The sequence below is a fragment of the Candidatus Chlorohelix sp. genome, assembly GCF_037138995.1.
Lineage (GTDB): Bacteria > Chloroflexota > Chloroflexia > Chloroheliales > Chloroheliaceae > Chlorohelix.
In genome coordinates this window covers 45,086-66,071 of sequence record NZ_JBAXHI010000023.1, presented here as the reverse complement: position 1 = coordinate 66,071, position 20,986 = coordinate 45,086, and the positions used below count along the sequence as shown (strand labels likewise).

Below are 20,986 nucleotides of genomic sequence, written 5' to 3'. Positions count from 1 at the left end.
GCATCAAGCAAGCTACTTGTGGATAATTCTGATAAAACGCTACTCCAACAGCTAACCAAAAGTGGCGCCACCGAGTTAGAGAATTATGGCTCGTTTAGCCTCTGGAAAACCAATAAACAAATAGCTCGAAACTTCATCGGGCGCAATTCGGTGACTGCCTCTGCCGCTTTTGATACAATTGGCTTACGAGAGGGCAGCATTGACACCACCCAACCTCAGCCTAACGCGCCGAGCAAACTTAGCCAAAACAAGTTAAGCGGAAAACAACTCTGGCTGATTCAATTCTATGGACCCGTCAAAGAAGACTGGATAAATCAACTCAAGAAATTGGGCGTAGAGTTTGTAATTTATATGCCTAATAACGCTTATGTGGTTTGGCTCGACGGCACTACCCTCACCCAAGTTGAAGGTTTGGTGGGTAGGTATGCTGCGCTTCAATGGTCAGGGGCTTATCATCCCGCCTACCGGCTTTCGCCCAATTTGCAGGGGAAAAATGCCCCTACCGGAAAAGTGGCTGTGACCATCCAATTTTATAACCACCCTGACCTTAACAAAACTTTGGCAAGCCTACAGGGTACGGTCATCAAGCCGGCTGAAAACATTCTCAATTTTGTTAATCTTACCGTACAGATTGATGCCAGCGCGTTAGCAAATCTCGCCAGTTTGCCGGAAGTTTATAATATTGAACCGTGGAGTGCGCCAATAAAGTTGGATGAAGTTCAAAACCAAATCATAGCGGGCAATATTACTACTTCTAGCGGAAATGTAGTACCCAGTGGCGTTGGCTACCTAAACTGGTTAGCCGCTAAGGGTTTTCCCACCACCGCTTCCAGCTACCCGATTATTTCAGTAGTGGATGATGGGCTAGATAATGGCAGCGCCAGCCCCCTACACCCTGATTTCTACACTTTAGGAAGTAAAACATATCCTAGCCGTATTACCGCGATTGGCAACTGCACCAGCGACTTTACAGGCAACGGTGTGGCAGGACATGGCAATATCAACACTGGTATTGTCGGCTCTTACAACAACTTGACAGGTTCCCCTTATCAGGATACTAACGGTTATCGTTTAGGGCTTGGGGTATCACCTTATGGGCGCATGGCGCATGTCAAGATTTTTAACAACGCCGGTTCCTATGCTATTGAAAATTGTCTCAATACTGATGCAGGCGTTGTAGCCGTCTCTTATGACCAAGGCGCGTGGATTACCAGCAATAGTTGGGGTTCTAATGTAGCAGGGGCTTACGATTCTTCTTCTCAGGCATACGATGCGCTAACCCGGGATGCTGTTGCCGGAACGGCGGGCAATCAGCAAATGCTCCATGTCTTTTCTGCGGGTAATGCCGGGTCAGGTACAACAACTATAGGCTCTCCCGGCACTGCCAAAAACGTTCTTACAGTCGGCGCAACCGAAAATGTACGCGATGAGGGCATTCTTGATGGTTGTGGTATATCTAGCGCTAATAATGCCGATGATATGGCGAGTTTTTCCTCGCGGGGTCCCACCAGTGACTTGCGGGTCAAACCGGATATTGTAGCTCCCGGCATCCATATTCAAGGACCCGCTTCCCAAGACCTCTCTTATGATGGCACAGGCGTTTGCGGACCAAAATATTACCCAACGGGGGGTCAAACCCTTTATACTTGGTCGAGTGGAACTAGTCACTCCGCCCCCGCTGTTGCCGGAGCCGCTTCGCTGGTCTATAACTATTACAATCGGGTCTTAAATCCCGGTAACGGTCTAAGTCCGGCGATGCTCAAAGGGCTTATTCTTAATACTCCACGCTATCTGAACGGTTCCGGCACAGGCGATACCCTCCCAAGCCCAAATCAGGGTTGGGGGGATGTTAACTTGGATGGGTTGACCGATGGTACTCCCCGGATTTTGGTTGATCAGACTACCACCCTGACTGCCACCGGGCAGACCTATACTTCTTTTGGAACGATTTCAACCAGCAGCAAACCTTTCAATGTGACTTTAGCTTGGACTGACGCTCCCGGTTCCACTACCGGCAACTCTTTTGTCAATAACCTAGACCTAGAAGTTACGGTTGGTGGACAAGTGTACAAGGGCAATGTATTTAGCGGCGGCTATTCAACCACCTCTGGTAGCGCGGACACCCGCAACAATGTTGAAAACGTTTTTATTCCGGCAGGTATTACCGGGAATTTCAAAATTAAAGTAACTGCCACCAATCTAGCGGGTGATGGCGTACCGGGCAATGCCACTTCTACCGACCAAGATTTTGCGCTGATTGCTTACAATGGCGTTAGTGGTACTGTTCCGGTTCTAGCATCCAGTACCCCGGTATTTACTCAGGTAACCGGCAATAATGACGCAGCTACTGACCCGGGCGAAACTTGGAGTGTCCAGATTCCGCTTGCTAATGTGGGCAACGCAACCGCAACCGGGATAAGCAGCAGCCTTACTGTTGCGAGTGGCGGGGCAACTATAATAAACGGAACTAGCGCCTACCCAAACATTGCGGCGGACGCAACTCAAAATAACAGCACGCTATTTACTTTCTACATTAAACAGAGCCAGACTTGTGGGGCTGCTATTACCTTCACTTACTCGCTAAGTTTCAGCCCGGGCGGGGGAAGTTTTAGCTACACCTTGAGCAAAAACATCGGCATAATAGTACCGGGCAGTTTTACCACCTTCACCTCAACCGATGTACCCAAAACTGTACCGGATAACACCCCAGGCGGGATAGATTCCATTGTAACGGTGAGCGGTCTTAGCGGGGCAGTTTATGCCGTAAGGGTTAAGCTAGGCGTGACAATGACTTGGGATAGTGACCTAGTGTTCAAAATAACAAGCCCTGATAATACCGCCACCACTTTAATCAGCAAGCGGGGTAGCAATGGCGCTAACTTTACAGATACGGTGCTGGACGACAGCGCCGCTACCGCAATATCAACCGGAAGCGCTCCCTTTACCGGGTCGTACAGACCAGAATCGCCCCTATCGGTCTATAACGGGCAAACTTCAAACGGGATTTGGACACTTCACATAGTGGACGGCGGTTCGGGAGATATAGCTACGCTTGATGCTTGGTCGATTGACATTCAGCCTTTTAATTATACCTGTAATGTTTATACATCGGTTGTGACTGTAACCACCGATGATGGGACAGGTACAGTTAATGGCTCGCTTTCAAAAATGATAAATAATGTGTCGGTTAATGGCGAAATTACTTTCAACCTTTCCAGTGGTTCTGTTATTACGGTTACGGGAACTTTACCAAAGGTGCCTGATGGAGTGACTATTGATGGAGGAAGCTGTCAGAATCCGGTGGAAATCAAGGGTAATAATCTCTATACCGGCTTATCTATCGGGAAAAATACTACTCTGATAGCTTTGAATATACACGGCTTCTCAGCTAATCCTTTGATAATGAGCGGGACGGGCAATAAGTTTTCCTGTCTCAGGCTCAGTAAGACCTAGCACAGGGCATTAAGGATTTGAGAGAGGATGTCAAGGTGGCGATTTCTGTTATGATTTTCTATGTGATTAACCACGCCTCTAAGCGTCCTTTCAAACGAATTTACCAACCCAAAGAGGATGTCGAGCCACGCCCCTACCAATCCGAACCTATTTCTTTGTCAACCCCCCTATAAAAAAGGTTTTATAGGGGACAATTTCTTTCTTGCAGCCGTCCTAAATTTGTCCTGAAGCTGAATTGCATTATGCTTGCCACCTATGGTACAATCTTTTGCGGCAAAATTCTTGCCAAATCATAATAAGCACGCTCTCTGACCGCGCGATTCGTGTCTTTCGGGATTATCGCCGGGTTGACGAGAGCGGAAGAAAACGAATTTAGAAAGGAATATCCCATTCAATGGTAACTACCGTTAATCCGGGCGCTGCGCCTGAACTTGTCCCGTCTGCTCCACGTCCCCTTGCTACTATCGAGAAGGGCATGACTGTTCCCCAGATAATGCGTGCATTGCTGGAATCTGGCGTACACTTTGGACACCAGACCAAGCGTTGGAACCCCAAGATGCGCCAATACATCTTCACTGAGCGCAACGGAATTCATATCATTGACTTAGGTCAATCTGTTTCCGGTTTGGAAGATGCGGCAGCCTTTGTACAGGAACTGGCGGCTCAAGGTGGACGACTGTTGTTCGTAGGAACCAAGAAACAGGCTCAGGATACTGTAGCTGAAGAGGCAAAACGCTGCGGGCAGTATTTCGCCAACAAGCGTTGGCCCGGTGGCTTGCTCACCAACTTTGTTACCATTCGCCAGCGTTTGCGCTACCTTGCAGAATTGGAAGCCCGCGAAGCTCGTGGTGAATTTGAGCAATTACCGAAGCGAGAAGCCAAGAAGCTTACTGAAGAGAAAACCAAGCTAAACGATGTGCTAGGCGGTATCAAGAATCTGTACGATCTGCCTAATGCGATTTTTGTGGTTGACCCGCATAAAGAGCGCATTGCAATGCTCGAGGCACTCCGGTTGGAAATTCCGGTAATTGCTATCACCGATACCAACTGCAACCCGGATGAAATAGATTATGTCATTCCCGGTAATGATGACGCTATTCGCTCAGTCAAAATTATTGCTGCTTACCTAGCAGATGCCTATATTGAAGGCTCACAACGTCGCGCACAGGTGCTGCAAGACCAGTTAATGGATGAAGCGGCGGAACGCGCCAGCCGCCATTCTGATCGCAAGGAAGATGAGGAGGGCGGCGGTGGAGAGGGCGAACGTCAGCGCCCACAACGTCGCCGACGCTAGTATCTGATTGTGTAAGGCTAACGCTGAACGGCAAACTCCCGTTCAGCGTTCTTTAAGATAAAATTAAGGAGATATAAAAGTGGAAATTTCGGCTCAGCAGGTAAAACAACTTCGCGAAGAAACAAATGCCGGTATCCTAGATTGTAAAAAAGCTCTGCAAGAAACAGATGGCGACTTTGCTGCTGCGAAGAAATGGTTGGACGAGCGTGGTTTGCGTAAAGCCGAGAAAGTAACTGGGCGAGAAGCAAAACAAGGTCTTATTGAAACCTACATTCACACTGGTCGCATAGGCGCGATGGTTGAACTGAATTGTGAAACCGACTTCGTAGCACGTACCGAGGATTTCCAGAAATTGGCGAAAGATATTGCACAGCATATCGTGGGTGTTGACCCCCGCTATATCAGCGTTGAGGATATTCCGGCTGAAACTATTGCCGATATGCACAGCCAAATCGGCGAGAACCTCGATAAGTGGTATGAGGGAGTAGTGCTATTAAAGCAACCCTTTATTCGCGATGGGAAAGTCACAATTTCGGATTTAATCCAGCAAGCCAAAGGCAAGTTGGGTGAGAACATCGTGGTGCGCCGCTTTACTCGCTTCGAATTGGGCAAGTGATAAAAATCTGTGAAGTTAGAACTCAAACTACTTAACTTCTCGTTTTAGAATCTAAAAACGCTAGGAATGCACAAGCCTGGCGTTTTTTGCTGTAAATCTAAGATGTCATAAGAGTCATTCTAAACCAAAATTACTACCCCAATAGGTCATATATAGGGTATAATAAGCGATAGCTCTAAAGGCGCAGCAGCAATATATTTTATTGAATAATATTGTATAGAGAAAGGCGCTAATGTCCACTCCAGTTTACAAAAGGGTTCTGCTCAAGCTGAGCGGAGAAGCCCTGATGGGTGAGCAGCGTTACGGCATTGACCCCAAAGTAGCCCAAGCTCTGGCTTACAAAATCAAAACAATTTATGAAATGAATGTAGAAGTGGCAATTGTAGTTGGCGGCGGCAATATTTGGCGCGGCTTCCAAGCTTCTACCAGCGGAATGGATCGCAGCACTGCCGATTACATGGGGATGCTTGCGACAGTATTTAACGCTTTGGCTCTACAAGACTCCCTTGAACGTATTGGTGTTGTAACACGGGTAATGACTGCTATTCAGATGCACCAAGTAGCAGAACCTTATATTAGAAGGCGTGCAATACGTCACCTTGAGAAGGGTCGTGTCGTCATATTAGCAGGGGGTAGCGGTAACCCGTATTTTACTACCGATACTACCGCCGCCTTGCGTTCTATGGAAATAAACGCGGATATTATCATTATGCAGAAAAATGAGGTTGACGGGGTTTATGATGCTGACCCCCGCAACAATCCTAATGCTCGCAAATTTGAAGAGCTATCCTATATGGATGCTATCAATATGGGCTTGCGCGTAATGGATGTCACGGCGTTATCTCTTTGTATGGAAAATAAAATGCCTATCATTGTGTTGAACTTAGATGATGGCAACTTTGAAAAAGCAATGTTGGGTCACAAGATCGGAACGCTGGTAAGGTAAGCCTATCTGGTTCTGTTTTCAGGGTAGCAAACAGAGAAATATATTAGGAAGGGTTTTATTATGGTAGATGAAATAATTACCGAAGCTGAGAATCAGATGAAGAAGTCGATTGAAGCTCTCAAGCTGCAAATGCAAAATATCCGCACAGGGCGTGCCGCTCCCGGACTTATTGAAAAGCTTCAGGTCGAATATTATGGGGTTAATACCCCTTTGCAGCAACTTGCTTCTATCACTGCACAGGAAGCGCGTTTGTTGGTGGTACAACCTTTCGATAAAGGGGCTTTTGGCGCAATAGAGAAAGCTATCCAGAAATCGGAACTGGGCTTAAATCCTTCTAACGATGGAAAAGTTATTCGCGTGCCGTTTCCGCCCCTAACCGAAGATCGCCGCAAGGATTTGGTTAAAGTGGCGAAGAATAAAATTGAGGAGGGGAAAGTTTCTATCCGCAATATTCGACGCGCCCATAACGATGATCTCAAGGAAATGCTGAAAGAGAAAATGATTGGAGAGGATGACGAAAAGCGCGGTCAGGATAAAATTGAACAACTTACCACTCGCTACATTCACGAAGTGGAAGAAATAGGACACCACAAAGAAAAAGAAATACTCGAAGTTTAAATTTTAGCAGTACAACAGAGGTAAATTTCACAAGGATGAGTAGAGTAAAAATAGTGGAAGCCATGCCCTCCACCCTACCGGTTGAAGCATTGGACCCAGATATAGACCCTCGTTTTGTTCCGGTTCATGTTGCAATTGTGATGGATGGGAATGGTCGTTGGGCAAAACAACGCGGTTTGCCACGAATCGCAGGGCATCGCGCAGGTGCAGAGAATATCAGGCGTATCGTTGAAGCCTGTGTTCGCTTTGGCGTAAAACACCTAACTCTCTATGCCTTCAGCACCGAGAATTGGAGCAGACCGGAAGATGAAGTGCGCGGTTTGATGACTATTCTTGGTGAAGTGATAGAACGAGAAACCCCCAAGTTGCACGCCGAAGGGGTTAAGGTGTGCCATCTAGGTCGCTTAGATCGCATGCCACGCCATCTTTTGCGGGCGATTGAACGCGCTACCGAGAAAACCCGCCATAATACTCGCCTTACTCTGAATGTTTGCTTCAATTACGGTGGACGCAGCGAGATTGTAGATGCGGTGCGTAAGATAGTGCAATCCGGCGTTCCGGCTGAGCAAATTGACGAGGCATTAATCGGGCGTTTCCTTTATTCTACCGGTAGCCCCGACCCTGACTTGATTATCCGTACTGCCGGAGAACAGCGCCTGAGCAACTTTCTCATTTGGCAGGCTGCCTACAGTGAATACTGGTTTACCAACCTGTACTGGCCTGAGTTGGGCAAAGAGGAGTTCAAGCAGGCTTTGCTCGATTACAGCAGGCGAGTCCGCAAATTTGGCAAAACCGCTGACCAACTAGAGCAGAATCACCAATAACCGATAACGAATATTGTGGATTATGAGGCGATGGGTTAAATCTCATCGCTTTTTTGCATCTCTGTTATAATCAGGCTGTACATTGCTTGAAGCTAAATCGTTATATTATTTAGAAAAAAGCTTTTTAAGAAAGGAATAAAAAGTGACCGATACTATAAATTCTGGTTTTTTTAAAGTGGTCGGGCATGATGCCTTACGCAAAGATGGGGAGGGAAAACTTACCGGAGAGACACGGTTTGCCGGAGATTTGGTTTTGCCCGGTATGTTGCACGCTCGCCTTGTAACTAGCCGTTATGCCCACGCTCGTATTAATAGCATAGATATTTCTGAAGCTTTGAAAGTTCCCGGAGTGTTCAAGGTTATAACTGCCGCAGATTTGCCGATTGTGCAGGAGAGTAGCGAATCACGGAGGCGTAACCCGCTGGCAAAAGACGAAGTGATATTCTATGGGCAGCCTATTGCGGTGGTGTTAGGTGAAACCGAAGCGGCTGCGCTGGATGGGGTGGATCAAGTTTTTGTGGATTACGACCCGCTTCCGGTAGTTAGCTCAATGGAAGAGGCGTTGAAGCCTAGCGCGTTGAGCGTTCGTTCCCGTGAAGCGCATGGCGCAGATACTGATGCTCAGATGCATGCTACTGTTGAAACCAAAGATCAGGATGTAGGCTTCAAGCTACCCCACAACGTCAGCAACCATATTCATTTCAAACGAGGCGATATTGAAGGCGGGTTTTCGGAAGCCGCCGCGCTTGTAGAGAATACTTATACCGTACCGATGATACATCAAAGCTATATTGAGCCACAATCGTGTCTTGCCGAACCAACTATCGGCGGCGGAGTCACGCTCTATACCAGCACGCAAGCGTCTTTCATCGCCCGCCAAGAAGTCTCCGCCGCGCTCAATATACCACTAAACAAAGTAAAAATTATTGCCACTCCCAGCGGAGGTGCGTTCGGTGGGAAGTTTGTACTGATTGAACCCTTTGTGGCGGCATTGGCAAAAGTAGCACGCCGCCCGGTACGTCTGGTATTCTATCGGATGGAAGACCTCACCGCCGGAAACCCATCTTTTAACGGTAAAATCGAGCTTAAAATCGGAGCGCGTGCCGATGGTACACTATGCGCCCTCAAAGCAAAAGTATATTTTGAAACAGGGGCTTACCCCGGTACTGCTCTTGGTATAGCAGGGATTGTACTGGCGGGTTATTATCGGGTAGCTAGTTTTGATATTGAATGCTTTGAAGTGCTTACCCATAAAACGGGAGTGGGAGCATATCGCGCCCCCGGTTCGCCTCAAACTACCTTCGCGCTGGAATCCGCGATAGATGCGTTGGCTCGCGCCATGAATCGTGACTTGCTTGAATTTCGGCTTCAGAACTGCATTGTAGAAGGCGATATTATGGTGAACGGCAAAGCTATGCCCCGAATCGGGCTGAAAGAATGTATCGAACAACTAGCCAAACACCCGCTCTGGCTAAACCGTGATAAAGTTGCGCCCGGTGAGGGTATCGGAGTTGCGATTGGCGGTTGGCCCGGTGGGCTTGAGCCTGCAAGTAGTACCTGCCGCCTTGACCATGATGGCAATATTACTGTTACTACCGGCGTATCGGATATTAGTGGGGTTACAACCAGTTTGGGGCTGATTGTGGCTGAGACGCTAGGTTTGCAGATAGCGCAAGTGACGGTGGAAAACGCCGATACCAGCAGCGCACCTTACGCCGGAGCGAGCGGCGGCAGCAAAACCCTCTACACGGTAGGTGCGGCAGTGCTGAAAGCAGCGCAAGATGCCAAAGAGCAGGTTCTCAATATCGCTTCTTCACTACTGGAAGCAAACCCGCAAGACCTCGAATTGCAAGATGGCAAGGTGTTGGTAAAAGGCGTCAGCAGCAAATCGGTGACTCTAAAAGAAATAGCCGCTAAAAGTATGAGTTTTGGTGGGCGCTTTGAGCCTGTTTTCGGGCGAGGCAACAGCGCGATTGTACGTAATGCGCCCGGTTTCACCGCACATTTGGCAAAAGTTCGGGTTGATAGTGATACGGGCGAGGTTGAGGTACTAGAGTATGTGGCGGTGCAGGATGTAGGTAAAGCGATTAATCCGGCGGAAGTACACGGGCAGATTCATGGTGGCGTAACTCAGGGATTAGGCTGGGCGCTTTATGAGCAAATGGTCTATGATGAAGAAGGAACTTTGATAAACGGTAGCTTGATGGATTACGCGCTTCAAAGTGCGCCGCAAGTACCCAATATCGAGGTGCAATTAGTGGAGATTCCTTCGCCGGATGGTCCCTTTGGGGCAAAGGGCGTGGGTGAACCGCCTATAGTACCGGGTGGCGCGACCATCTGTAATGCCATTTATGCTGCAACCGGAGTGCGGATAAACGAAATTCCTGCTGTCCCCGAACGAGTACGTGCCGCCGTTATTGCGGGCGCACAGGACAAAATTACACATTAACAAATAGAATTGCTCTTTTTCAAACGGGAAGGAGCAATTCTATAAAAATCTAGCTACTTCGCCTAGCACCTGTGTAACTTTGATGGTACGCATGCAGTAACCGCCCTTCCAACAGATGCGGTTCGGGTCAAGCACACCGCATGGACAGCAGGGAAGGTCTATTTCGGTACGCACCAGCCGGTGTTTTTGCGGATCGCCCCATGGTCCGAATATCTGAGGATCGGTGGGACCGAACAGGTGGAGAGTTGGCGCTCCCATTGCTACCGCCAAATGCATTGGGCCGCTATCCAGCCCAATTACAAGTTGGCTGCGCTCAAATAAAGCAGCGAGCTTACCCCAATTATCGCCTGAATCCAAGCGAATGGGTGTGTTCTGACAGTGGCGCAGAATATTTTTTACCAATATAGCCTCTTTTTCCCCACCTACCAACACAACCTTTGCGTTGTATTTGTGGCTGATTGCGTCTGCTACCCCTGCAAATCCTTCCACCGTCCACAACTTGAGATTTGCCCCAGTGCCTGGGTGGATAGCTACCAGTTTGTCATTACGCTCAAGTCCCATTTCAGAGAGTATCAAGTTTACATAACGCTTTTCTTCAGGAGAAGGGCAAAATTTGAGGCTTGCATCGAAACCTTCTGAAGGTGTTTTTACTCCGCAAGTGTTGAGCATAAATTGAGCCAGCGAAAGACTAAGGGCAGAGAAATGTTGCGGTGGTTGTCCAAATGGAGAGAGCAATTTAGGCAATTCTGCGCGGCGCAAAGAGAGGCGGCAATTCAGGAAAGCGCGTGATTCGTCCCAATCGAAGCCAAAGCGTGCTGGAATATCTGAGAGATACGCCAGTAATGCGCCCCACCAGAAATCATAGCGCATATTCAGAACGGCATCATAACCTTCCCGACGCAAAATACGTGATTGCTGGAGCGCAAGTAAATAAGGGGCTAAAGGGTTGGCAGTTGGTTGACGGCTGAAGCCCGGAAAAGAGAGTCGAACCAGTTTGTCAATATCTGGATTGCCCACCAGCGAAGGCGCACCCCAAGGTCCCACCAACGCTGTTATTTCGGTATCCGGTAGCGTTTGCCGCAAAAGGCGCAGGGCAGGGGTGGTAAGCAGGACATCCCCAAGATGGTCTGGGCGTATCACCAGCAATTTACGGGGAGGTTTTGTCAAATCGGGATGAGTTGAGCGGTAAAGAAGAGTTGGGCGTGCTGCAATTTTCATGGTGTTTAGCACTGCACTACGCATTACGCCTTTAAGCATCAGCTTCATCTTTTCGCCACCCTTTTCTGTTTCCGGTACTACTACTGTATCTGTGGAGTTTACATCTTACCAGAGCCTACCCGCTTTGTACAACTTTTACACCCATTATCACAGGGCTGATACCTTTGGGGAACTAAAGAGGGCATTCTTTGCTAAAATAGCTGGAGTGAAAAAGAAAGAATAGAGTGTGCAAGAAACAGTTAAGGTAGCCAAAGCAGCATTTCCAAAGGGAAATTTCTGCCTCAAATTACGAGATTAAATGGGTTTGTCTTTTTCATTTTCTCGACCTTGCAATTGCCCCGGAGGTCTAAATTTAATTATCCAAGAAGAATTTTAGGAGTATTTAGGCTGGAAGAAAATAGAACTATTAGAAATCAGTTGCACCAGTAGTATTACACTCTCCATCCTGACTTCTAATTTCTTAACCATGCGATGTTTGGCGCTTAGCTCTCTCGTCATAATTTGCTTAAGAATTTCGCTCAAGCTGGTGAGTTCGATTAAAACTTGTGCAGTAAATTCAAAGCTGGAATTAGCAAGGTCGGAGTTATAAGTGGAGAAGTGGCATCGGATTGAATCTATCAACCGCGCCACTTCTTTTCTGTCTCGATTCTGGATATATGCCAGCACTCCCGATAAAGTTATTTCGGCTCTTTCTGAAAGTACCGTTTCACTCTCTATCTTTTGCCGTTGATTAAGCAGCACCTCTACCTGTTTGGAAATTATTTCCTCCCTGTAATTCTGCAACTGTTTAATCAAAGCTGCGTCTGGCATATTTACCTTTCCCGTTAAAATTACTGGTTAGTTGGAGTTACCACCGCATCTGGAGTATCAGTTGAGGTGTAATTAAACTCTATATCTTTCCAAACATCCATAGCTGCCGCCAATTCGGGTGAATTTCGAGCTGCTTCTTCAAGGATGTCTTTGTCGTCTGCCAAGTAATCCCGACCTGAGTTGCGAGCCTGTACCATCGCTTCCAAAGCAACGCGGTTAGCAGTAGCGCCCGCCGCAATACCTAGAGGATGTCCGAAAGTGCCACCACCGAACTGCATGATAACATCATCTCCATACAAATCCAATAGGCGAGCAACGTGACCTACGTGGATACCACCAGAGGCTACCGGCATTACGGTCGCAATATCTGCCCAATCTTGGGTGAAGTAGAGACCGCGAGTAGGGTCTTGCTCTATATGGTTTTCGCGCAAAAGGTCAGATACGCCTGATACTAGAGTTCGGTCGCCTTCCAATTTACCAAAAACGGTACCGGTGTGGAGGTGATCGCCACCAGCCAAGCGGAGCCATTTAGCCAGCACCTTGAAGCTGATGCCGTGATTCTTCTGGCGATCCATTACGGCGTGCATTGCGCGGTGGCAGTGCAGCAGCATTCCGTTTTCACGCGCCCAAATTGACAACGAGGTGTGAGCCGACCAGCCCATTGTCAGGAAGTCTGACATAATTACTTTAGCGCCGATTTCTTTGGCAAATTCGGCTCTTTTGTACATTTCCTCGATAGTACCAGCGGTCACGTTCATATAGTGACCTTTCTGCTCTCCGGTTTCCGCTTCCGCTTTAGCAGTGGCTTCCTGGCAAAACAGGAAACGCTCTCTCCAGCGCATAAAAGGCTGGCTACCGATGTTCTCATCGTCTTTGGTGAAGTCCAAACCGCCGCGTAAACCTTCATAAACTACACGCCCGTAGTTTCTGCCGGAAAGACCAAGCTTAGGTTTTACGGTTGCGCCCAGTAAAGGACGACCATATTTGTTTAGCTTATCGCGTTCTACCTGAATACCATGCGGAGAACCCTGGAAAGTCTTAATGTATTGGGTTGGGATACGCATGTCTTCTAGGCGTAGGGCTTGCAGGGGTTTGAAACCGAAAACGTTGCCGACAATAGAAGATGACAGGTTGGCAATCGAACCTTCTTCGAAAAGAGCCAAGTCATAAGCAATGTAAGCAATGAATTGGTTATCATTTCCCGGTACAGGCTCAATATTGTAGCATTTTGCCTGATACCGCTCAAGGTTGGTCAGTCTGTCAGTCCAAACTACCGTCCAAGTAGCGGTTGAGCTTTCGCCCGCAACAGCAGCAGCAGCTTCTTCAATCGGCACACCGGGCTGCGGAGTTACGCGGAAGGCGGCAAGCACATCGCTATCTTTTGGAACATAGCTAAGATTGAGGTAGCCCATAGTGCGATACTCGCGCACTCCCGCGCTGAACAACTGGTTCTGAGTACTTTTTCCATCTTGCACAGCCATCCTGTTATTACTCCTTCAATAATGTGTCAGCGGGCATATGTTTGCCAGCCGGTATAAATTTCCAAAAATTATCGTCGCAGCACTTTATTTGTATAGGAAAACTATAACATAAACTACTTATAGTTACTAGACCTAGAAATTGATATTTTCTATAGATTATTCTCTATATAAAGAAATATCAAGCTAGTAGTGCTGCATTGCAGGCTGCCCGTAATTCGGCAACCGTTTCATTAACTCCACGCTGCTTGTTAAAAACAGCCGAACCTGCCACAATCACATTAGCGCCTGCTTCTACTACCTCACGAATATTAGAGGCGTTAATGCCACCATCAACTTCAAGCTCTACGCCGGGCTTTACTCTTTGGATTAACTCCCAACAGCGCCTGATTTTATCAACAGAGGTTTTTATAAACGCTTGACCGCCAAAACCCGGGTTAACGCTCATGATTAAAACCAAATCAATGTAGGGTAAAATTTCTTCCAGTACCGAAAGAGGAGTGGAAGGATTGAGCGAAACACCTGCTTTGGCTCCGCTTGCATGTATTTGCTGGACGGTGCGATGCAGATGGGGGCAAGTTTCCGCATGCACAGTAATGATATTGGAACCGGCTTTTGCAAAGCTTTCGATGTAGCGTTCTGGCTTTTCTATCATCAAATGGGTGTCGAAGGTTGCGGCGGTGACACCTCTTATTGCCTCTACAATCAGCGGTCCAATTGTAATATTAGGGACGAAATGTCCATCCATAACATCAATGTGAATATAATCTGCGCCTGCTTGTATTACTTCCGCAACCTGACTGCCAAGTCGGGCGAAATCGGCAGAAAGAATTGAAGGAGCTAACTTGAAACTATTGGGCATAGTAAGCACCTCTCGAATTAATCAGGTAAAGCCAGCGTCATAGCTGTTGCCGGGCTATTTTATATTTTAGATAAACCGAATGAGGTTCAGACTGAATCTTTTATCTCGCGGAAGCTAATCTGTGAATTATTCTGAGGTGAGCCAGCACAATAATTTCCAGCTTCACCTCAGAATATAACTGTTTGATGCCTTTTAATACTTCGTGGCGATATTATAGCGGCGGGCTTTCGGGCGCGAACCCACCCATTACCAACGCTCTATCCAGCCCTTCTTTTTCGACTGAATAGGTACGATGCGGTGCTTCGGCATCTCCTTCATGTGCTTGGATATAGGCAGCCAAATCTACGATACGGCTGGCATAGCCCCATTCGTTGTCGTACCAAACCACTATTCTGGCGAGATTTTCACTCTCCATAATTGCGGTGCTGGCTCCGTCCACCACTCCAGAATGGCTATCGCCTCTAAAATCGCTGGAAACAAGCGCAAGGTTGGTAAAGCCCATAATACCCTTTAACTCGCCTTCAGCAGCTTCCTGCAGCACTTTGTTAATCTCTTTAACATTAGTTTTGCGTTCCAGATTGACTGCTAAATCCACCAACGAAACCGTCAGGGTTGGGACGCGATACGACATACCGTTCAAACGCCCTGCTAGAGCCGGTATTACTGTGCCTAACGCTTTGGTAGCGCCGGTAGAAGTAGGGATGATGTTAGCTGCCCCTGCTCTGGCACGTCGCGGGTCTTTGTGGCTACGGTCAAGGATACGCTGGTCGTTGGTATAGGAATGGATGGTGGACATCATTCCGCTTCTGATACCGAATTCGCGATGCAAGACATTAGCTACAGGCGCGAGTGCGTTGGTGGTGCAGGATGCCGCCGAAACGATTTCGTGACTATCCGGGTGGTAATCGGTTTCGTTAACGCCCATTACAATCGTAATATCTGCTCCATTGCTGGGTGCAGTTATCAAGACTCTTTCAGCCCCTGCTTGGATGTGAGCGGCAGCTTTATCGGCGTTGGTAAAAACGCCAGTTGACTCGATTACGAGGTCAACTCCATAATCCTTCCAAGGGATTTCGAGAGGGTTGGTATGAGAGCTAATTTCGATTGGATGTCCGTTGACAACAATTTTGTTATTTAATACTTCCACACTTCCGGTGAATGGCCCGTAAGTCGAGTCATATTGAAGCATGTGAGCATTAATATCTGCTTCGCCTCGATCATTAATTGCTACTATATCAAGGTCTATACCGCGAGAGATAGCGGATCGTATGATTAGTCTGCCGATCCGTCCAAAGCCGTTAATTCCTATTCGCATTCTTATTACTCCGAAAATAAAATGCTACTTATTTTTTTACCAATTCGAGAGCTTTTGCTACAACATTGTTCGAAGTGAAACCGAACTCACGCAGCAGCACTTTGTATGGAGCGGAAGCCCCAAAATGTTCTAGGCTGATAACTTCCCCATCAATCCCGGTGAAGCGTTCCCAACCTTGCGCGATAGCTGTTTCAACTGCTAGACGCGCTCTAACCGCAGAAGGCAAAATAGTTTCGCGATATTCTTTGCTTTGTGCCAAAAACAATTCCATACTGAGCATTGATACCACTCGCGTCCTAATACCCTGTGCTTCCAACAAGAGTCGTGCCTCAAGACACAATGAGACTTCCGAACCGCTTCCTAGCAGGATTAGTTCGGGATTACCGCTGCTGGCATCCGCCACTACATATGCGCCCTGTTCTGCCGTTCCCGGTCCGGTTGCTTTTGCTGCTACCGGAAGGTTCTGGCGACTGAGTATTATTGTAGATGGTCCGTTCTTTCGTTTCAAGGCAATGCGCCATGCTTCGATTGTTTCGTTTGCATCTGCCGGACGCAAAACCACCAGATTGGGTATTGCCCGTAACGCGGCTATCTGTTCAATCGGTTGGTGGGTAGGTCCATCTTCACCCAACCCGATGCTATCGTGAGTGAAAATATATACTACGGGCTGGTGCATCAGGGCGGAAAGCCTTATCGCTGGGCGAACATAGTCTGAGAATATCAGGAAGGTTGCGCCATAAGGACGTAATCCTCCATGTAAAGACATTCCATTCAATGCTGCACCCATCGCATGCTCACGAATACCAAAGTGTAAATTTCGCCCGCTGTAATCGCTAGCGCTAAAATCACCAAAACCTTTTATTTCCGTGTTATTGGAAGGAGCAAGGTCGGCTGAGCCACCCAGCAAACTGGGCAGTTTCGGCGCTAAGGCGTTCAAAGCTTTGCCGGATGCTACGCGGGTAGCAACTTCGGTTCCGACAGCAAACTCAGGCAAATTCTCATCCCAACCATCCGGTAGAGCGCCTGATAATAGCGCGTTCCATTCGGCGGCAAGCGTAGGATATTCTTGCGAATATTTATCCAGCTTTGCCAGCCATTCGGATTGCAATTGTGCGCCTTTCCCGATTGCTTGCCTGAAAAACGCCAGAGCTTCATCAGGTACAAAGAATGGCTCAGTAGAAGGATAGCCTAACGCTTGTTTGGTTAGTTTAACTTCTTCCTCGCCAAGCGGTGCGCCATGCGATTCGTGGCTACCATGTTTGTTCGGGCTACCGTATCCGATTTCGGTTCGTACAGCGATTAACGAAGGGCGATTTTCAATTGATTGTGCTTCAGTAACAGCACGATCAATTGCCTCTAGGTTGTTACCATCTGAAACACGACTCACATGCCAACCGTAGCTCTCGAAGCGTGCCAGCACATCCTCACTGCTGGCAACTTCAATATCCCCTTCAATTGTAATATGGTTATCATCCCATAAGCAAATCAACTTGCCCAATTTCAGATGCCCTGCAAGCGCGCCGGCTTCGTGTGAGATGCCTTCCATCAGGTCGCCATCGGAGCAAATCACATAAGTGTAGTGATTTACCAGTGTATTTCCATCCCGGTTGAAACGGGCGGCTTTCCACCGTTCTGCCATAGCCATACCAACGGCAGTTGCTAAACCCTGACCAAGCGGCCCGGTGGTGGTTTCAACCCCGGCAGTAAGCCCATACTCCGGGTGACCGGGAGTAAGGCTTCCCCATTGCCGGAAGGTTTTTAGCTGTTCCAACGGTAAATCGAAGCCGTTCAGGTATAGCAAGCTATATAATAACATAGAAGCATGCCCAGCCGATAGTACAAACCTATCCCGATTAGCCCATTGAGGGTCTGTAGGATTGAAGCGCATGTGTCTGGTCCAAAGCACATATGCCATTGGCGCCATACCTAAAGGCGCACCGGGATGACCGGAATTTGCCTTTTGTACTCCATCAATAGCCAGCGCCCTGATTGCGTTTACACACAGATTTTCAAAAGCGCTGTTTTCTGTTACCTTGCCTATCTGTTCGGATACGTTCATCTGGCGAAACCTTCGGCTGCTATAGTACCAGTTGAAGGCTTGGTTGCCGGTTTGCGTGCTCGCAATAAGTGATAAACTAGGAACAACTGAGTCAAGGCGAGCGGGTGGCTGCGTCTGGTAACAAGACCAGCGGTATATTGACCTAACTCCTCTTCCAAGTTATGTCCGGTCAGATGGAGTTCCTCAATGATATAGCGCTCTAGTTTCAGAGCTTTTTCTTCTGTGATATAGCCAAAAATATCAACAAATTCGGCAACTTTTCCGCTTTCACGTCCCATAGACAGGCGCACACCACCCGAACCATCAGGGCGAGTTACAACCTTGCTAAAGTCGGGATGCTGCAAATTACCCGTCATAGTTAGCTTCACATTTAGGAAGGAATCCGAGCCACCCTCGTTATTCGGGTCAGAGTAAAAGCGCACTATGGTATCGGCAAAAGCTCTTTGTGGGCGAATAAACGCTTGTGAATCTGGCTCACGTTTATCTAAATCTGCCAGCACTGCCTCTTCGGTATAACCGCGTTTGGTAGTATCACGGGTTATTTTCCATCGCCGTCTCAAATCTTCAGAGGGGTCTAAGAATAGGCGAATATCAAACACTTCGCGCATTTCTTTGGTGTGATAAGCCAGCAAACCGTCAATAATGACGTATTCAGCGGGTTGTATATACACAGGTGGGTCAAAATCGCCCCGACTGTGGTTATAAACCGGCTTAAGGATTGGCTTGCCTTCTTTGAGCAGTTTCAAATGCTGCTCCATAATATCCATATAATTGCACTCGGGGTGTAATGGAGTTAAATCCACAACCTTGCGCTGCTGGCGATTGTATTTGTGGTAGTCATCCACGCAGATAACCGTTACTCGCTCTGGTCCTAACAGTTGCTCAATGCCCTGAGTAAGAGTAGTTTTGCCTGTTGCGCTATCCCCTACGACCCCTAACATTACCGGTCTTTTCGCTGAAACATCCAATTCCATTCTTTCTACCCCTTTCCTTATCCAATTATAAACCCGAATGGGTCTTCTATCTCTCTTATTTTATTGCCTGAAACTAATTGCCATAATTTGTTCCAGCTATGCTCGGTTTTGATGTGCTTCAAATTCACATCAGCGCCGGAATTAAGCATTAACGAATGAGTGAATGCGCCACTACCTCTATATTTTACTCCTGCAAGTAGCACACTGTCGGTTATACCTGTAGCAGCAAAATATAATTCCTGACCTTTTACCAGAGTATCTATATCCAGAATGCTTTCGAGATCAATGTTGGCATCAAGTGCGCGAGTGTATTCTATCGGATTTTGAGGAGCCAGCCGCCCCAGCATTTCTCCGCCCATCGCTTTGAGAGCGCAGGCGCTGATGAGAGTTCCGGTAGAACTGGCAATTCCTGCCAGCATATCAACACCATGACCACGTAATCCGGCTAGTAAGCCGAACTTGATTTCGCCTTCGTCAAAAAGGATTACTCTGGCACCCTGAGTTCTTACGGTTTCAATCGTAGTCTGATTGAAATGTTTGTTAAGGATGGCTACGTTTAATGCTGAAATATCCTTACCAAGTTTCTCCGCAACCTTATTGAGATTTGTTGCCAAAGGAGCATTAAGATTAATTGCGCCTTTGGCAGTAGCGCCCACTGCTATCCGTTCTATGTGTTGTACAGGATTAGTAGAGAAAAAGCTGTTTTTTCCTGCCAACGCTGCTACTGAGATTGCATTGGGCATACCTTTTGCTAGAGCTTCCACATTTTCGAGTGGCTGTATAATTAGCTCTTTTTCGGCGCTACTTGCTACTCCAATTTTCCGAGTATTATTCAAATAGCTGTTATTTTCGGGGGTTAGCACCACCATATTTTCTATCGCCAGCTTTTCGAGGGAACGAAGCATTTCTTCGGTTGCCGCCTGATAAGCCGCTTCTGCGTTTCCTTTTCCAAACCACCTAGACGCTTCAAGTGCAGCCATTTCGGTAACCTTTACCAACTCCAAACCTAGGTGGTTAATTCGAGTGGTTGCCTCGTAAGCGTATGTCATATTGCAACTGCTTCTGCACTATATGTTTTATGCCAGCCTTCCTCAATAGACAGGTTGGTGTAGCGTGCATTCCAAGGGGTGGCGCGGTAATTAGCAATAGAACTTAAAATTCCTAACCGGCTTATGGCGGTAGTTTCTAGGAAGTTCTGTCGTTCTTCAGCCGTTCCAAGAGTCATACCTTCCTGCCAGATGGCGCGTCCTACCAAAAATCCGCTCGCTCCCTCTTCACAAGCAATTTCGACCAGACCTTGGAAGGTGTCGAAGTTTTCAGCCGCGCTCAGAATTACCCAAGGAACCGGGGATATTGCAGTCAATTCGCGGCAATACGCCCGCATCTTGTTTTCATCTTTTTCAAAATGTGGGTCAGACGGAAACTCGGCTTTCAACAAATCAATACCCAAACCGGACAAGCGGCGGGCTGATTCGAGTACAACTTGCGGTTTGTCAGCGGCAAATTCAGCCGATTCCTTTTTCTGCCCTTTAATTATTGGATAAGACATTGGCTCAAGCAAGAGCGCGATGTCGTGTTGGCGACATTCTTCGGCTACTCTAACCACCAGTTCTTCTTGTTGGGCGGCTACTGCGGAATTTGGGTGATAATAAAGCAATAGCTTTACTGCTGCCGCACCCATGCTCTTGATTTTTGGTATGCTCCAACCTTCGGTAATTGGGGTGATACGTGCCTCGTCAGTGCCATCATAGCCCGATTCTTCCAATGATACAAGCAACCCGGTGTTTCCGGGAAGCGCCCCAGATGCAACTATCTGACTGGCTCCATACACAGGGTCAACGAGAATGGCGCTGGAATGAGGGGCAAAAACACGGGTCATTCGAAGCTTTTCGGTCACTACTTCAGTGTAACCTACTTTGATATTCGGCATAGCAGCCTGAAGTGATTTTTTCAACGAGCCGCGATGGTCAATTGCAGTTACGGTAATGATGCCTTTTTCATTAGCCATTTGCTGCATCCCGCGAATTTTCCCGATGTAGGTTGCGCTTATACTCATCAACTATTCTCCTT

17 protein-coding genes are annotated in these 20,986 nt (G+C 47.6%); 8 read left to right on the top strand and 9 right to left on the bottom strand.

The window, feature by feature from the left end:
- Nucleotides 1–18 precede the first annotated feature (18 nt).
- The 8 genes from WCK19_RS11665 (at nt 19) to WCK19_RS11630 (ending at nt 10,200) form a co-directional block, all read left to right on the top strand.
- Nucleotides 19–3,453 carry a S8 family serine peptidase gene (locus WCK19_RS11665; protein ID WP_342397559.1) on the top strand — a complete coding sequence of 1,145 codons (3,435 nt, stop codon included), beginning with the start codon at nt 19–21 and terminating at the stop codon, nt 3,451–3,453.
- Nucleotides 3,454–3,488: 35 nt separating this feature from the next.
- A complete protein-coding gene (locus tag WCK19_RS11660; protein WP_342397558.1) occupies nt 3,489–3,626 on the top strand; it encodes a hypothetical protein in 138 nt (45 codons plus the stop codon).
- 221 nt (nt 3,627–3,847) lie between these two features.
- Nucleotides 3,848–4,747, top strand: coding sequence for a 30S ribosomal protein S2 (rpsB, locus tag WCK19_RS11655; RefSeq protein ID WP_342397557.1), 900 nt, complete (start codon nt 3,848–3,850; stop codon nt 4,745–4,747).
- 79 nt (nt 4,748–4,826) lie between these two features.
- Nucleotides 4,827–5,363, top strand: coding sequence for a translation elongation factor Ts (tsf, locus tag WCK19_RS11650; RefSeq protein WP_342397556.1), 537 nt, complete (start codon nt 4,827–4,829; stop codon nt 5,361–5,363).
- A gap of 232 nt (nt 5,364–5,595) precedes the next feature.
- Nucleotides 5,596–6,309 (top strand): UMP kinase, encoded by a 714-nt coding sequence (gene pyrH, locus WCK19_RS11645; RefSeq protein ID WP_342397555.1) that lies wholly within the window; start codon nt 5,596–5,598, stop codon nt 6,307–6,309.
- Between the two features lie 60 nt (nt 6,310–6,369).
- Nucleotides 6,370–6,927 (top strand): ribosome recycling factor, encoded by a 558-nt coding sequence (frr, locus tag WCK19_RS11640; protein ID WP_342397554.1) that lies wholly within the window; start codon nt 6,370–6,372, stop codon nt 6,925–6,927.
- Nucleotides 6,928–6,962: 35 nt separating this feature from the next.
- The gene (locus tag WCK19_RS11635; RefSeq protein ID WP_342397553.1) at nt 6,963–7,751 is read left to right on the top strand and encodes an isoprenyl transferase; all 789 of its coding nucleotides are present in this window, start codon (nt 6,963–6,965) and stop codon (nt 7,749–7,751) included.
- Between the two features lie 142 nt (nt 7,752–7,893).
- Entirely contained in the window at nt 7,894–10,200 is a 2,307-nt protein-coding gene (locus tag WCK19_RS11630; RefSeq protein ID WP_342397552.1) for a xanthine dehydrogenase family protein molybdopterin-binding subunit, read from the top strand.
- 39 nt (nt 10,201–10,239) lie between these two features.
- Here WCK19_RS11630 and WCK19_RS11625 read toward each other — a convergent pair whose 3' ends face one another.
- The 9 genes from WCK19_RS11625 to WCK19_RS11585 all read right to left on the bottom strand — a co-directional run bounded on the left by WCK19_RS11625 (nt 10,240) and on the right by WCK19_RS11585 (nt 20,972).
- The gene (locus WCK19_RS11625) at nt 10,240–11,466 is read right to left on the bottom strand and encodes a glycosyltransferase family 9 protein (RefSeq protein WP_342397551.1); all 1,227 of its coding nucleotides are present in this window, start codon (nt 11,464–11,466) and stop codon (nt 10,240–10,242) included.
- Between the two features lie 324 nt (nt 11,467–11,790).
- A complete protein-coding gene (locus WCK19_RS11620; RefSeq protein WP_342397550.1) occupies nt 11,791–12,228 on the bottom strand; it encodes a hypothetical protein in 438 nt (145 codons plus the stop codon).
- 20 nt (nt 12,229–12,248) lie between these two features.
- The gene (locus tag WCK19_RS11615) at nt 12,249–13,709 is read right to left on the bottom strand and encodes a ribulose-bisphosphate carboxylase large subunit (RefSeq protein WP_342397549.1); all 1,461 of its coding nucleotides are present in this window, start codon (nt 13,707–13,709) and stop codon (nt 12,249–12,251) included.
- 178 nt (nt 13,710–13,887) lie between these two features.
- A complete protein-coding gene (rpe, locus tag WCK19_RS11610) occupies nt 13,888–14,568 on the bottom strand; it encodes a ribulose-phosphate 3-epimerase (RefSeq protein ID WP_342397548.1) in 681 nt (226 codons plus the stop codon).
- A gap of 211 nt (nt 14,569–14,779) precedes the next feature.
- Nucleotides 14,780–15,883 carry a type I glyceraldehyde-3-phosphate dehydrogenase gene (gene gap / locus WCK19_RS11605; RefSeq protein WP_342397547.1) on the bottom strand — a complete coding sequence of 368 codons (1,104 nt, stop codon included), beginning with the start codon at nt 15,881–15,883 and terminating at the stop codon, nt 14,780–14,782.
- Between the two features lie 28 nt (nt 15,884–15,911).
- Nucleotides 15,912–17,942, bottom strand: coding sequence for a transketolase (tkt, locus tag WCK19_RS11600; RefSeq protein WP_342397546.1), 2,031 nt, complete (start codon nt 17,940–17,942; stop codon nt 15,912–15,914).
- Entirely contained in the window at nt 17,939–18,916 is a 978-nt protein-coding gene (locus WCK19_RS11595; RefSeq protein ID WP_342397545.1) for a phosphoribulokinase, read from the bottom strand. The genes tkt and WCK19_RS11595 overlap by 4 nt, the downstream gene beginning before the upstream one ends.
- Nucleotides 18,917–18,933: 17 nt before the next feature.
- The gene (locus WCK19_RS11590; RefSeq protein WP_342397544.1) at nt 18,934–19,965 is read right to left on the bottom strand and encodes a fructose-bisphosphatase class II; all 1,032 of its coding nucleotides are present in this window, start codon (nt 19,963–19,965) and stop codon (nt 18,934–18,936) included.
- On the bottom strand, nt 19,962–20,972 hold the full coding sequence (locus WCK19_RS11585; protein ID WP_342397543.1) for a tagatose 1,6-diphosphate aldolase: 1,011 nt from the start codon (nt 20,970–20,972) through the stop codon (nt 19,962–19,964). Before WCK19_RS11585 ends, WCK19_RS11590 begins: the two co-directional genes overlap by 4 nt.
- Between the last annotated feature and the right edge of the window lie 14 nt (nt 20,973–20,986).